We start from the raw sequence: 14,396 nt of genomic DNA, 5'->3' as shown, positions 1-14,396 counted from the left end.
TACGCTCCTATGACAGATTCAACGAGCAATGATCAGCGGATGACCACGCTCAGGATGCGGCTGCACCAGCACTTCGAGCCCGAACACCGCCTTCAGCGGCTCCGGGCGCAGTACCTGCTCGGGCGTATCCAGCGCCACCTGCCGGCCGCCTTCGAGCAGCAACAGGCGATCACAATAGCGCGCGGCCAAGTTCAGGTCATGCAGGATCACCAGCACTGCCGCGCCCCGGTTGGCAAATTCGCGCACGGCTTGCAACGTGGTGTGCTGGTGCAGCGGATCGAGCATTGAGGTCGGCTCATCGAGTAACAAGGTCTGCCCAGCCTGCCCCGGCCACAACTGCGCCAGCACCCTGGCCAGATGCACCCGCTGGCGTTCGCCACCCGACAGGGCCAGGTAGCTGCGGCCGCTCAAGTGACCGGCGTCAGCGGCCTGCAAGGCGGCAGCGATGATTTCGTCATCGCGCACTCGACCGGTTTGATAAGGCAAGCGGCCCATACCGACAACTTCCTCGACACGGAAGGCGAAGTCCAGCGTCGAGACTTGCGGCAATACGGCCAGTCGCTGGGCTCGCTGGACACCCGTGCACTGACTCAACTCCAGCTCATCGAGCCAGACGCTGCCCTGATCAGCCTTCAACTCATCGCACAACGCCCCCAGCAAAGTACTTTTGCCTGCACCGTTGGGGCCCAGCACGCCGAGCACTTCTCCAGGCTTGAGCTCAAGCGTGATGTCCGTCAGCACCGTCTTGGTGCCCCTGCGGATTTGCAGATTTTGCGTACGCAGCATCACACGCGCCTCCGGACCAGTAGCAATAGAAAGAACGGGGCGCCGATGAACGCGGTGACTATCCCGATCGGCAGCTCGGCCGGCGCCAGGGCCAGACGGGCGACCAGATCGGCAAACAACAGCAGGCTGGCACCGGCCAGTATCGAAGCCGGTAACAGCACCCGATGGTCGGGACCGGCCAGCAGTCGCACCAGGTGCGGCACCACTAACCCGACAAAGCCGATCATGCCAGCCGCCGCCACCGCCGCGCCGACCCCCAGCGCGGTGCAAAACACCAGTTCGCGCTTGAGCCTTTCGACGTCGATGCCCAGGTGACCGGCTTCGGACTCGCCCAACAATAACGCGTTCAGCGCCCTCGCCCGGCGCGGCAACCATAGCGCCACGCCGACACTGACCAATAACAAGGGCCAGAGTCGCGAGTAACTGGCGCCATTGAGGCTGCCCAGGTTCCAGAAAGTCAGGGTGCGCAGGGTCGCGTCATCGGCCATATAAGTGAAGAGCCCCACGGCCGAACCCGCCAACGCTGTCAGGGCGATACCGGCCAACAACATGGTCGCGACATTTGTCTGACCGTTGCGCCGGCCCAGTCGATACACCAGCGCGGTCACCCCCAGCCCACCGAGGAAGGCACACAGCGATAAAAGATAGGGCCCGAAGGACTCCGGAAGCCCGCCAAATGCCGAGCCGCCGACAATCGCGATGGCCGCCCCCAAGGCAGCGCCACTGGAGACCCCCACCAGCCCTGGATCGGCCAGCGGGTTGCGAAACAAACCCTGCATCGCCACGCCAGACAGCGCCAACACCCCGCCTACCGCCAGGCCTAGCAGGGTTCGGGGCAGGCGAATCTGACCGAGGATCAATTCGGCCTGCTCCAGGCCTTCAGGCGCGATGGGCACGCCCACCATGCGCAAGCCGGCGCGCAAGGTGTCGACCAAGGGCAGGCTGACCGGCCCGAGCGCCAACGACAACCAGATAGCCAGCAGACACAGCAGGCTCAAGCCGATGAACAGGGTTCGGGGTTTGACCAGCACGGTCATTGCGCGGACATACCCGGGTAGAAGCCGTCAGCGAGCGACCTCAACGCATCGGGCAAGCGCGGCCCCAGCCCGCCTACCAGCAAGGTCGGATCCAGTTGGATGACCCGCCCGTTTTTGGCGGCAAGGGTCGAGGAAAGAATCGGGTTTTCCCTGAACAACGCCGGGCGGGCCTCTTCACCTGTCAGCACGCGATCGGCGAACACCAGCACCTGCGGATTGAGGTTGGCCAGCGCTTCGACGGAAAACGGCTTGTAGCCGGTATGAGTTGCCAGGTTGTGCCCGCCGGCCTTCTGCAGCATCCAGTCTGCAGCCGTGCCCTGGCCGGCGATCAACGGTTTGCCACCGGCATGACCGACCAGCAACAGCACTCCGGGAGCCTTTTGCTTGAGCTGCGCCTGGGTCACCCGAAGCTGTTGCTCGTCAAGTTGCGCGCGGTAGGACTGGAACGCCCGGGACGCCTGCTCCTCAGCACCCAGCAATTTGCCCAGGTGCTGCAAATTACCCTGCAATGCCGCCAGGTCAGGCTGGGCCGAGAACAATTCGACCTGCACCCCCGCAGTGCGCACCTGCGACAACACCGGTGGTGGCCCCATTTCCTCGGTCCCCACAAGAATGTGTGGGCGCAGGCTCAGAATGCCCTCCGCCGACAGCTGGCGCTGATAGCCAATGCTCGGTAACGCCTTGAGCGCTGGCGGGTGCTGGCTGGTGGTGTCGACCCCGACCAGCTTCGACTCTCCCCCCAGGACGCTGACCCATTCCGATACCGCGCCACCTGCGCTGACCCACCGCTGGGGCAACTCGGTCGCCGTCGCATGATGACTGGCGAGCAGTCCGATACAGAGCGCAGCAACGCGGGTACTCAGGCGCATGAATAGCTTCCTTTAAGGTTTTCCCGGACAGGGAGGCGGCAGGCCAAGTATCCTCGACATCCGGCCTCCAGCGGGCGAAGCCGGCATTTGATAATTGTTTGCATTTGCACGTCAAGCTCGGACACATCTGTCAGAGGTTTCGGCACTCGAGGATAGCCATGAAGTTTTTTTGCGCAGGCACCGAACTGCCCGATGACAGCAGCCGCGGCTTCGAGATCGAAGGCCGCAAACTCTTTGCCGTGCGTCGCAGCGGCCAGGTTTACGTCTACCTCAATCGCTGCCCGCATCGCGGCGTCGGCCTGGAATGGCAGCCCGACCAGTTTCTCGACCCCAGCAACAGCCTTATCCAGTGCGCCACCCACGGCGCCCTGTTCCTGATCGAGGACGGCGAATGCGTGTCCGGCCCGTGCGCCGGGCAGTCCCTGACACCGGTCCACTGCCGTGAAGACGCTCAGGGAATATGGGTCAACCTTTAGCCGTTGAGCAGCACGGCCAGGCGCCGATCGACCCGCATCCCCTCATGACTCAAGCACACGCCGTAGGCCAGTACTTCCACCCCGCAGGCCACCGCTTCACGCAGCGCCTCGGCGTAGGCTGGATCAATTTCGTGGGCCGGACGCACCGCCTCGATGCCGGTCAGGTTCACGCAATACAGCTGCACCGCGCGAATCCCGTCCCGCGCCAGGTGCGCCAATTCCCGAAGATGTTTGGCCCCGCGCTGGGTGACTGCATCAGGAAAGGCCGCTACCGATGAGCCATCGAAACCCAGCGTGACACTTTTGACTTCGACATAAGCTGGCCCGCCAGGGTAATCCAGGCGGAAATCGATGCGACTGCTTTCCTGACCGTAAGCCACTTCACGCTTGAGCTCAGTGAAACCGTTCAGCTCGGTGATGACCCCACCGCGCAACGCTTCCTCGATCAAGCCGTTGGCGCGCCCGGTGTTCACGCAGAACAAGCGCCCCTGGGGCGTTTCGCCAATCTCCCAGGTACCGGGCAACTTGCGTTTCGGATCATTGGAGCGACTGAACCAGACCTGCCCGCCCTCGACCTGGCAGTTGAGCATCGAGCCGGTATTGGGACAGTGGATGGTCAGCAACTCGCCATTCACGGTCTCGATATCGGCGAGAAAACGCTTATAGCGACGGATCAGCCGGCCTTCTTCGAGTGGAGGATCAAAGCGCATCAGCCTTGCCAGCTCCGCAGACCGCGGGCAATTCTCTCGACGGCTTCCTGCAGGCGCGGCAAATTTTGCGTGTACGCAAAGCGCACGTGATGGCCAGCCTGGTAACGCCCAAAATCGAGCCCCGGCGTAATTGCAACATACTCGGTTTCGAGAAAATGCCGACAGAACGCGAAGGCATCACCGCCGAATTTGCTGATATCGGCATACAAGTAGAAGGCGCCCTCCGGTTCTACGGCAATGCCGAAACCCAATTCCCGCAAAGCGGGCAGGAGGAAATCGCGGCGGCGGCCGAATTCGGCACGGCGTTCTTCGAGAATGCTGATGGTGGCTGGTTCGAAGCACGCCAGGGCAGCGTGCTGAGCCATGCTTGGGGCGCTGATGTAGAGATTTTGCGCAAGTTTTTCCAGCTCGCCGACGGCGGCTTCGGGCGCTACCAGCCAACCGAGACGCCAGCCGGTCATTCCGAAATACTTTGAAAAACTATTCAGCACGAAGGCACTGTCATCCACTTCCAGCACGCTGGCCGCGTCGGTGCCATAGGTCAGGCCATGATAGATCTCGTCCACCACCAGATGGCCGTGCCGCGCCTTGATCGCACTGGACAGGCCCGCCAGCTCGTCGCGGGTCAGAATGGTCCCGGTCGGATTGGCGGGCGATGCCACCAACGCGCCGACGCTGTCCTGGTCCCAATGCCGCGCCACCAGATCGGGGGTCAATTGGTAACGCACGTCGGGGCCAACCGGCACTAACTGCGCGGCACCTTCCACCAGCCGCAGGAAATGCCGGTTGCACGGGTACCCCGGGTCCGCCAGCAACCAGTGCTTGCCCGGATCCACCAGCAAGGCGCTGGCCAGCAACAGTGCCCCGGAGCCGCCTGGCGTGATCAATATTCGCCGAGGGTCGATATTCAGCCCGTAACGTTGCTGATAGAACCCCGAAATAGCCTCGCGCAACTCGGGAGTCCCCCGCGCCGCAGTGTAACGGGTCTTGCCTGCGGTCAAGGCGGCCTGGCCTGCCTGGATGATCGGCTCGGCCGTAGTGAAGTCCGGTTCGCCGATTTCCAGGTGGATCACGTCGTGACCTGCAGCCTGTAACTCATTGGCGCGGGCCAGCAGGGCCATGACGTGGAACGGTTCGATCGCGCGACTGCGGGCACTGTAGGACTGAGCCATCGGCCTTCCTTCAACGGGAGAAAAAACTGATTCTACCCAAGCGCAGGAACGAGCGAGAACCTAAAGCGGTCAGAGCGTTATAACGCTGGTCTCAAACGACTCAAGCGTGTGCCCCAAGTTTGACTAAAATCAATAATTGATCAGGTCTCCAGCACCACCAGACAAGGCTTTGCAATCATTTGCAAGCCCATTGAGCCACTACCTCGACATCCGGGAGTAGCGCGGTCCGATTTGATCTGGTAAGTTCGCCCGCTTGCAGCCGCAGGGCCGGCAGGTGTCGGTGATGGAGCAATCCTGCGCAATGGATTACAAGAGTAGAGGCGGTCCATTTCATGCCCACCCAAGCAAAGCAGCAAAACCAGTCGATCAGCGGCTTCGAACCCTACCAGGCAGTAAAGGGCGAGGAGTACATGGGCAAGCCCATGCGCGCTCACTTCACCAAGATCCTGAACAAGTGGAAACAGGACTTGATGCAGGAAGTCGACCGTACGGTTGATCACATGAAAGACGAAGCGGCCAACTTCCCTGACCCGGCAGACCGTGCCAGCCAGGAAGAAGAATTCAGCCTCGAATTGCGCGCCCGTGATCGCGAGCGCAAGCTGATCAAGAAGATCGACAAGACGCTGCAATTGATCGAAGACGAAGAATATGGCTGGTGCGAGTCCTGCGGCGTCGAGATTGGCGTCAAGCGACTGGAAGCCCGCCCTACCGCCGACATGTGCGTTGACTGCAAGACCCTGGCGGAAATCAAGGAAAAACAAGTCGGCAAGTAATTGCGACCTGGATAAAGAACGGAGCGTGCGAACGCTCCGTTTTTGTTTCTGATATTTGTGTTACCTGATGCGCCTATAAAATCGCCATCACTGTAGGAGCGAGCTTGCTCGCGATGAACCTGAGGACGCCGCGGGGTATCAGGCTTGCAGCGTTATCGTTGACGACCGTCGCGAGCGAGCTCGCTCCTACAGGTTGTTTGGCGCCAGCCAGGAAAAAGTAACGTTACCCCATGACTGCCATCGCCTCCCCCACCTACACCGGACGCTTCGCCCCCACGCCCAGTGGTCACCTGCACTTCGGTTCGCTGGTCGCCGCGCTGGCGTCCTACCTCGACGCGCGCTCGGTGGGCGGGCGCTGGCTGATGCGCATGGAAGACCTGGACCCGCCCCGGGAAGAGCCCGGCGCCCAGGCGGCAATTCTCAAGGCACTGGAGAGCTACGGCTTTGAATGGGATGGCGCGGTGGTGCGCCAGAGCGACCGCCACGATGCCTATGCCGAGATTATCAGTCGCCTGTTCAACCACGGCCTGGCCTACGCCTGCACCTGTTCGCGCAAACAACTCGAGCCCTATCACGGGATATACCCGGGGCTGTGCCGCAATGCCGGCCATGGAACCGAGGATGCAGCGATTCGCTTGCGCGCCCCCGAACTGGAATACCACTTCATCGACCGCGTACAAGGCGAATATCGGCAGCACCTGGGCCGTGAGGTCGGCGATTTTGTGATCCGCCGCCGCGACGGCCTGTATGCCTACCAACTGGCTGTGGTCCTCGATGACGCCTGGCAGGGCATCACCGATATTGTGCGCGGAGCCGACCTCCTCGACTCCACGCCGCGCCAGCTCTACCTGCAGGAATTGCTCGGCCTGTCGCAACCGCGCTACCTGCATATTCCGCTGATCACCCAGCCCGATGGCCACAAGCTCGGCAAATCCTATCGCTCCCCGCCACTGACAGAAGATCAGGCAACCCCCTTGCTCCTGCGGGCGCTGCGCGCACTTGGGCAAACGCCCGGTAGCGAACTCGCGTACGCCACCCCGCGAGAGGTGCTGGATTGGAGCATCGCCCACTGGGATGCGCTGAAGATCCCGCGCACACTGCACCTGCCCGAGGCACAACTGCAGTGATGACGCTTGCAGTCGCGCCGCCATCCGTTACCATCGCCGCACGTTTTCGGGCACGCGCATAAAAAAGAGAGGCCGGGATGTACATCTATCGCTTGGTCCTGCTTCTTGTAGTGGGGATCTACCTGTTCTCCCCGGCCATCATGGACTGGTGGATCGACGCCACTGGCGCCTGGTATCGCCCTTATCTGCTCTGGCTGATTCTGATCGTCGTGACCTTCATCCTGCAGAGCCAAAAAGATGCCGATGAGCTTTAGCCTGACCCAGATGATCCTGATCAGCGCCGCCTACCTTGCGGTGCTGTTCGGCGTAGCCTGGATCAGCGAACGGGGCATGATCCCCCGGGCGATCATTCGCCACCCGTTGACCTACACCCTGTCGCTGGGGGTCTATGCCAGCGCCTGGGCGTTTTACGGCACGGTAGGCCTGGCCTATCAGTACGGCTACGGGTTTCTTTCCAGCTACCTCGGGGTGTCCGGGGCGTTCCTGCTGGCGCCGGTGCTGCTCTATCCGATCCTGAAAATCACTCGTACCTATCAACTGTCGTCGCTGGCTGACCTGTTCGCGTTTCGCTTTCGCAGCACCTGGGCCGGCGCGCTCACCACCATCTTCATGCTGATCGGCGTACTGCCGTTGCTGGCATTGCAGATCCAGGCGGTGGCCGACTCCATTGGCATCCTCACCCGCGAGCCGGTGCAGCATCGCGTAGCCTTGAGCTTCTGCGCGCTGATTACTCTGTTCACGATCTTCTTCGGCTCGCGCCACATCGCCACCCGGGAAAAACATGAAGGGCTGGTGTTCGCCATCGCCTTCGAGTCGGTGATCAAGCTGATCGCGATTGGCGGCGTTGGCCTGTATGCGCTGTATGGCGTGTTCGACGGCCCGCAGCAACTCGAACTGTGGTTGCTGCAAAACCAGACCGCCCTCGCCGCCCTGCACACGCCGCTGCAGGAAGGTCCGTGGCGCACGCTGCTGCTGGTGTTCTTTGCCTCGGCGATCGTGATGCCCCACATGTATCACATGACCTTTACCGAAAATCTCAACCCGCGCTCGCTGGTCAGTGCCAGCTGGGGCCTGCCGCTGTTCCTGCTGCTGATGAGCCTGGCGGTTCCGCTGATTCTCTGGGCCGGACTGAAACTCGGCGCCACCACTAACCCTGAATACTTCACGCTGGGCATCGGCATTGCTGCCAACAGCAAGGCACTGGCGCTATTGGCCTATATCGGCGGCCTGTCTGCGGCCAGCGGCCTGATCATCGTCACGACCCTGGCCTTGTCCGGAATGGCCCTGAACCACCTGGTGCTGCCGCTCTACCAGCCGCCGGCCGAGGGCAATATCTACCGCTGGCTGAAATGGACGCGTCGGGCGCTGATTGTCGCGATCATCATGGCCGGCTACGGCTTCTACCTGTTATTGGGCGCGGAACAGGACCTGGCCAATCTCGGCATCGTCGCTTTTGTCGCCACCCTGCAATTCCTGCCGGGGGTGCTGTCGGTCCTGTATTGGCCAACCGCCAACCGCCGCGGCTTCATCGCCGGCCTGCTCGCGGGCATCATGGTGTGGCTGGTGACCATGCTGTTACCGCTGGTCGGCAATCTCCAGGGCTTCTACATTCCGCTGCTGAACATGATCTATGTGCTGGATGACACCAGCTGGCACATGGCGGCCATCGCGTCGCTGGCGGCCAACGTGCTGATGTTCACCCTGATTTCATTGTTCACCAATGCCAGCCCGGAAGAAGCCAGCGCCGCCGAAGCCTGTGCCGTGGATAACGTGCGCCGGCCGCAGCGGCGCGAACTGCACGCCGCCTCGCCCCAGGAATTCGCCACGCAACTGGCCAAGCCGCTGGGTGCCAAGGCTGCGCAAAAGGAAGTCGAGCAGGCCCTGCGCGACCTCTACCTGCCATTCGACGAGCGCCGCCCCTATGCGCTGCGTCGACTGCGTGACCGCATCGAGGCGAATCTTTCCGGCCTGATGGGACCAAGCGTTGCCCAGGACATGGTCGAGACGTTCCTGCCCTATAAGGCGGGCGGCGAAAACTACGTTACCGAAGATATCCATTTCATCGAAAGCCGCCTCGAGGACTACCACTCGCGCCTCACCGGCCTTGCCGCGGAACTCGATGCCCTGCGCCGCTACCACCGCCAGACCCTGCAGGAATTGCCCATGGGCGTCTGCTCCCTGGCCAAGGACCAGGAAATCCTCATGTGGAACAAAGCGATGGAGGAGTTGACCGGGATTGCCGCGCAGCGCGTCGTCGGATCGCGCCTGAGCACCATCGCCGATCCCTGGAAAGAACTGCTGCAAGGCTTCATCAACCTTCCGGACGAGCACCTGCACAAGCAGCACCTGGCCCTGGATGGCCAGACCCGCTGGCTGAACCTGCACAAGGCGGCCATCGACGAGCCGCTGGCACCGGGCAACAGCGGCCTGGTGTTGCTGGTGGAAGACTTGACCGAAACCCAGATGCTCGAAGACAAACTGGTGCATTCCGAGCGCCTGGCCAGCATTGGTCGCCTGGCAGCCGGCGTCGCCCATGAAATCGGCAATCCGATCACCGGCATCGCCTGCCTGGCGCAGAACCTGCGCGAGGAGCGCGAGGACGATGGCGAGCTGAGGGAAATCAGCGGGCAGATTCTCGAACAGACCAAGCGTGTATCGCGCATCGTCCAGTCGCTGATGAGCTTCGCCCACGCTGGCAGCCATCAGCATAGCGACGAGCCCGTCTGTCTGGCCGAAGTGGCCCAGGATGCAATCGGCCTGCTGGCCCTGAACCGGCGCAATTTCGAGGTGCAGTTCTACAACCTGTGCGACCCTGATCACTGGGTCGAAGGTGATCCCCAGCGCCTTGCTCAAGTGTTGATCAACCTGCTCTCCAACGCCCGCGACGCCTCGCCTGCCGGCAGTGCCGTGCGGGTCAAGAGCGAAGCCGGCGAACACACGGTCGACCTGATCGTAGAGGACGAAGGCAGCGGCATTCCGAAGAACATCATGGACCGATTGTTCGAACCCTTCTTCACCACCAAGGACCCTGGCGAAGGCACCGGTCTGGGCCTTGCACTGGTCTATTCCATCGTTGAAGAGCATTATGGACAAATCACCATCGACAGCCCGGCTGATGTTCAAAGCCAGCGCGGCACCCGTATCCGGGTGACCTTGCCGCGTCATGTCGAAGCGACGTCCGCTGTGAACTGAGACCGTCGAGAGTATCGAATCAATGCCGCACATTTTGATCGTCGAAGACGAAACAATTATCCGCTCCGCCTTGCGCCGCCTGCTGGAACGTAACCAGTACCAGGTCAGCGAAGCCGGTTCTGTGCAGGAAGCACAAGAACGATTCACTATCCCCACGTTCGACCTGATCGTCAGTGATCTGCGTTTACCGGGCGCACCGGGCACCGAGCTGATCAAGCTCGGCCAGGGCACTCCCGTGCTGATCATGACGAGTTACGCAAGCCTGCGCTCGGCAGTCGACTCGATGAAGATGGGCGCGGTGGACTACATCGCCAAGCCTTTCGATCACGACGAAATGCTCCAGGCTGTCGCGCGTATCCTGCGCGACCGCCAATCGCTGCAGAGCAGTGGCGCTGAGCCGCTGACCGGCAAGGCCACGCCTGGCGCGGCGAAAAACGGAGCCGACAACAGCAATGGCGAGATCGGCATCATCGGTTCGTGCCCGCCCATGCAGGATCTCTACAGCAAGATCCGCAAAGTGGCGCCAACCGACTCCAATGTCCTGATCCAGGGTGAGTCCGGTACCGGTAAAGAACTGGTGGCTCGGGCCCTGCACAACCTGTCCCGACGTGCCAAGGCACCGATGATTTCGGTGAACTGCGCTGCGATTCCGGAAAGCTTGATCGAGTCCGAGCTGTTTGGTCACGAGAAAGGCGCATTCACCGGCGCCAGTGCCGGTCGTGCCGGCTTGGTCGAAGCAGCCGATGGCGGCACCCTGTTCCTCGATGAAATCGGCGAACTGCCACTGGAAGCCCAGGCGCGCCTGTTACGAGTGTTGCAGGAAGGCGAAATCCGCCGGGTCGGTTCCGTTCAGTCGCAGAAGGTCGATGTACGCCTGATCGCCGCGACCCACCGGGACCTCAAGAGCCTGGCTAAAATTGGCCAGTTCCGTGAAGACCTGTACTACCGCCTGCACGTTATCGCCTTGAAATTGCCGGCGCTGCGCGAACGGGGTGCCGACGTCAACGAGATCGCCACCGCCTTCCTGGCTCGCCAGAGCGCGCGGGTCAATCGCACTGATCTCAAGTTCGCCCCGGATGCCGAACAGGCCATTCGACACTACTCCTGGCCAGGTAACGTTCGTGAACTGGAAAACGCGGTGGAGCGCGCAGTGATTCTGTGCGAGAGCCCGGAAATTTCCGCCGAACTGCTGGGAATCGACATCGAGTTGAACGACCTTGACGACGATGAGTTCATCGGCCTGTCGCCGCAGCAGGGTAATGGACCGGGTAACACCAGCCATGAGCCGACCGAGGACCTGTCACTGGAAGACTACTTCCAGCACTTCGTGCTCGAGCACCAGGACCACATGACCGAGACCGAACTGGCTCGCAAACTCGGCGTTAGCCGTAAATGCCTGTGGGAACGCCGGCAACGCCTGGGCATTCCGCGGCGCAAGACCGGGGTAGCCAGCGAGAGCTGAATGACAGCTGTCGAGTGTGCGGGTAACAGGTGAATGTGTGAAAAAACTGTTACCTGAGGTTTTTCACGTAACAGAAGCCGGGGCTTACGGTAACGAAGCCCCGGCTTTTTTTGGCCCTCGAAAAGCCCGATAGCCAGCCTAACCCCTTGTTTTGCTGGGTTTCACAAAAGTTGGCACGCACCCTGCTATATGTCTGGTACAAGAACAATAACAAGCAATGCACAAGACAATAAAAATAAGACGAATCGACTCACGCACAATAAAAACAAGACGGCGAGAGGCGCAGCTAACTGATTCTTTTGGAGAGGCGTTGTATTTGGGGCTTGCCCCACGACCAGGCCGAGAACAACAAAAACTGTCCTAAGACAGAGCCTGAACTGGTTGGATCGATAGATCACTGCAGCACAGCGACCAAAGCAATCCGTTTGCTCTTGGCTCCCGATTGGGAGGGTCATGAAGGAAAAGCTTCATGACGAGGGCACTTAACAAAAACAAAAAGCCCGAAACCAATAATAAAAATAGAGCATGCAACTACTTCTTGGGGAGCTTCGGCTCCCCTTGTGGTTTCTGCGATTTGCCTTACCTGTACGAGCGAGCTTGCTCGCGATGAACCTTCAGGCACCGATGGGGCCCTAGGCCAACCGCGTTACCGATCACATTTTTCGCGAGCAAGCTCGCTCCTACAGGTCATATCGCCTGCGTCCTACACCATCCCTCGACTAAATGCTAGAATCCCGGGCCATCATGCGGTCATTCTTCGTTATGGCCGAACATTCCTTCAAACAGTGCATCCCATGCTGAAGAAGCTGTTCCAGTCATTCCGTTCTCCCAAGCGTCATACGCAACACATTCGCAGTACGCCTGAAGTGCTCAACAGCGGCCAACACTCGCTGCAAAAGGGTCAATTCAGCCGTTACGCGGTGAATATCGTCGAGCGCCTGCAAAACGCCGGCTACCAGGCCTACCTGGTAGGGGGTTGTGTGCGGGACATGATGCTCGGCATCACGCCCAAGGATTTCGACGTCGCCACCAGCGCCACGCCAGAACAGGTCCGCGCCGAATTCCGCAATGCGCGGATCATTGGCCGCCGTTTCAAGCTGGTGCATATCCACTTTGGCCGCGAAATCATTGAAGTCGCGACCTTCCGTGCCAATCACCCGCAAAACGACGAGGAAGAAGACAGCAATCAATCTTCCCGCAACGAGTCCGGGCGAATCCTGCGCGACAACGTCTACGGCACCCTGGAAGAAGACGCGCAACGTCGCGACTTCACCATCAATGCCCTGTATTACGACCCGGTCAGTGAGCGCATCCTCGATTACGCCAACGGCGTCCACGACATTCGCAATCACCTGATTCGCTTGATTGGCGACCCCAAGCAACGCTACCAGGAAGATCCGGTGCGGATGCTCAGAGCCGTGCGTTTCGCCGCCAAACTCAATTTCGGCATCGAAAAGCACAGCGCCGCGCCGATTCGCGAGCTGGCGCCGATGCTGCGGGAAATCCCGTCGGCACGCTTGTTCGAGGAAGTCCTCAAGCTGTTCCTCTCCGGGCATGCCGCAGACACCTTTGAAATGCTGGTGGACCTGCAGCTGTTCGATCCGTTGTTCCCGGCCAGTGCCGAGGCGCTGGAATACAACCCGACCTACACCCACACGCTGATCAGCGAGGCGTTGGTCAATACTGATCTGCGCATCAAGCAGAACAAGCCGGTGACGCCGGCGTTCCTGTTCGCCGCGCTGCTGTGGCCGGCCCTCCCCGCCCGCGTACTGCGCCTGCAAGAGCGCGGCATGCCACCGATTCCGGCGATGCAGGAAGCTGCCCACGAGCTGATCGCCGAGCAGTGCCAGCGGATCGCTATTCCGAAGCGTTTCACCATGCCGATCCGCGAGATCTGGGACATGCAGGAACGCCTGCCACGCCGCAGCGGCAAACGTGCCGACCTGTTGCTCGACAACCCGCGGTTCCGCGCCGGTTACGACTTCCTGCTGTTGCGCGAAAGCGCGGGTGAGCAGACCGATGGCCTGGGTGAATGGTGGACGGACTACCAGGATGCCAACGACAGCGAGCGTCGCGACATGATCCGCGACCTCAGCGGCAAGGATGAAGGCACCGGAGCCCCACGCAAGCGTCGTCGCAGCGGTGGCGCCAAGCGCAAACGCGCGGCCGATGCCCCGAGCGCTACCGGCGAGTAATTGATGGAACGCATCTACATCGGCATGGGCAGCAACCTGGCCGACCCCGCCGAACAACTGCGCAGCGCCGTCGAGGCGCTGGCGCAGTTGCCGCACAGCACGCTGGCCGGGGTTTCCGCTTTCTATCAAAGCGATTCGCTGTTACCCGGGCAACCGCGTTACACCAATGCGGCTGCCGCCCTCGACAGCACCCTCGAGCCGCTGGAACTGCTCGATGCCCTGCAAGCCATCGAGAACGGACAAGGCCGCGAGCGCCTGGAACGCTGGGGCCCGCGCACGCTGGATCTCGACATCCTGCTGTTTGGCGATCGCCTGATCGACCTGCCTCGCCTCACAGTGCCTCACTACCAGATGCAGGAGCGGGCCTTCGTTCTCTATCCGCTGGCCGAATTGGCACCGGCGGATTTGCGTTTGGCCGATGGTCGCAGCCTCAAGGACTTGCTTCTCGCCTGCCCGTTCGTCGGCCTGGAACGCCTCCCTCTGAATTGATAAAGATCCCTGTGGGAGCCGGCTTGCCCGCGATGGCGGACCGTCAGTCAACATTGATGTTGAATTTGAAGTCGCTATCGCGGGCAAGCCCGCTCCCACAATGGTTTA

General features: G+C 61.2%; 13 protein-coding genes. 8 read left to right on the top strand and 5 right to left on the bottom strand.

Features of this window, described 5'->3' with window-relative positions:
* Positions 1-18 precede the first annotated feature (18 nt).
* Genes IMW75_RS18120 through IMW75_RS18110 form a run of 3 tightly spaced genes read right to left on the bottom strand, consistent with a single transcriptional unit; the run spans position 19 to position 2,692 of the window.
* The gene (locus IMW75_RS18120) at positions 19-786 is read right to left on the bottom strand and encodes a heme ABC transporter ATP-binding protein (protein WP_045059407.1); all 768 of its coding nucleotides are present in this window, start codon (positions 784-786) and stop codon (positions 19-21) included.
* Positions 786-1,769, bottom strand: coding sequence for a FecCD family ABC transporter permease (locus tag IMW75_RS18115; RefSeq protein WP_201147312.1), 984 nt, complete (start codon positions 1,767-1,769; stop codon positions 786-788). The genes IMW75_RS18120 and IMW75_RS18115 overlap by 1 nt, the downstream gene beginning before the upstream one ends.
* Before the next feature lie 50 nt (positions 1,770-1,819).
* Positions 1,820-2,692, bottom strand: a complete 873-nt coding sequence (locus IMW75_RS18110) for a heme/hemin ABC transporter substrate-binding protein (protein WP_205893390.1) — start codon at positions 2,690-2,692, stop codon at positions 1,820-1,822.
* A gap of 158 nt (positions 2,693-2,850) precedes the next feature.
* Between IMW75_RS18110 and IMW75_RS18105 the strand changes: the two genes are divergently transcribed.
* The gene (locus IMW75_RS18105; protein WP_205893389.1) at positions 2,851-3,168 is read left to right on the top strand and encodes a Rieske (2Fe-2S) protein; all 318 of its coding nucleotides are present in this window, start codon (positions 2,851-2,853) and stop codon (positions 3,166-3,168) included.
* Here IMW75_RS18105 and sfsA read toward each other — a convergent pair.
* Positions 3,165-3,878: a DNA/RNA nuclease SfsA gene (gene sfsA / locus IMW75_RS18100; RefSeq protein WP_045059403.1), complete on the bottom strand. Its 714-nt coding sequence runs from the start codon at positions 3,876-3,878 to the stop codon at positions 3,165-3,167. The genes IMW75_RS18105 and sfsA overlap by 4 nt on opposite strands.
* The gene (locus IMW75_RS18095; RefSeq protein ID WP_205893388.1) at positions 3,878-5,050 is read right to left on the bottom strand and encodes a pyridoxal phosphate-dependent aminotransferase; all 1,173 of its coding nucleotides are present in this window, start codon (positions 5,048-5,050) and stop codon (positions 3,878-3,880) included. The genes sfsA and IMW75_RS18095 overlap by 1 nt, the downstream gene beginning before the upstream one ends.
* A 332-nt stretch (positions 5,051-5,382) precedes the next feature.
* Between IMW75_RS18095 and dksA the strand changes: the two genes are divergently transcribed.
* The 7 genes from dksA to folK all read left to right on the top strand — a co-directional run bounded on the left by dksA (position 5,383) and on the right by folK (position 14,288).
* Positions 5,383-5,823, top strand: coding sequence for an RNA polymerase-binding protein DksA (gene dksA / locus IMW75_RS18090; RefSeq protein ID WP_045059401.1), 441 nt, complete (start codon positions 5,383-5,385; stop codon positions 5,821-5,823).
* A gap of 230 nt (positions 5,824-6,053) precedes the next feature.
* Entirely contained in the window at positions 6,054-6,950 is an 897-nt protein-coding gene (gene gluQRS / locus IMW75_RS18085; RefSeq protein ID WP_205893387.1) for a tRNA glutamyl-Q(34) synthetase GluQRS, read from the top strand.
* Between the two features lie 77 nt (positions 6,951-7,027).
* A complete protein-coding gene (locus IMW75_RS18080) occupies positions 7,028-7,204 on the top strand; it encodes a hypothetical protein (RefSeq protein WP_003176118.1) in 177 nt (58 codons plus the stop codon).
* Entirely contained in the window at positions 7,188-10,142 is a 2,955-nt protein-coding gene (locus tag IMW75_RS18075; protein WP_205893386.1) for a sensor histidine kinase, read from the top strand. The genes IMW75_RS18080 and IMW75_RS18075 overlap by 17 nt, the downstream gene beginning before the upstream one ends.
* 22 nt (positions 10,143-10,164) lie before the next feature.
* Complete coding sequence (locus IMW75_RS18070; protein ID WP_205893385.1) at positions 10,165-11,604, top strand: sigma-54-dependent transcriptional regulator; 1,440 nt, start codon at positions 10,165-10,167, stop codon at positions 11,602-11,604.
* A 794-nt stretch (positions 11,605-12,398) separates the two neighbouring features.
* A complete protein-coding gene (locus IMW75_RS18065; protein WP_045059397.1) occupies positions 12,399-13,799 on the top strand; it encodes a polynucleotide adenylyltransferase PcnB in 1,401 nt (466 codons plus the stop codon).
* Positions 13,800-13,802: 3 nt separating this feature from the next.
* The gene (gene folK, locus IMW75_RS18060) at positions 13,803-14,288 is read left to right on the top strand and encodes a 2-amino-4-hydroxy-6-hydroxymethyldihydropteridine diphosphokinase (protein ID WP_205893384.1); all 486 of its coding nucleotides are present in this window, start codon (positions 13,803-13,805) and stop codon (positions 14,286-14,288) included.
* Positions 14,289-14,396 lie beyond the last annotated feature (108 nt).

The sequence above is a fragment of the Pseudomonas gregormendelii genome, from assembly GCF_017114825.1.
GTDB classification, from domain to species: Bacteria; Pseudomonadota; Gammaproteobacteria; order Pseudomonadales; family Pseudomonadaceae; genus Aquipseudomonas; species Aquipseudomonas gregormendelii.
This window is presented reverse-complemented; position numbering and strand designations above follow the sequence as displayed.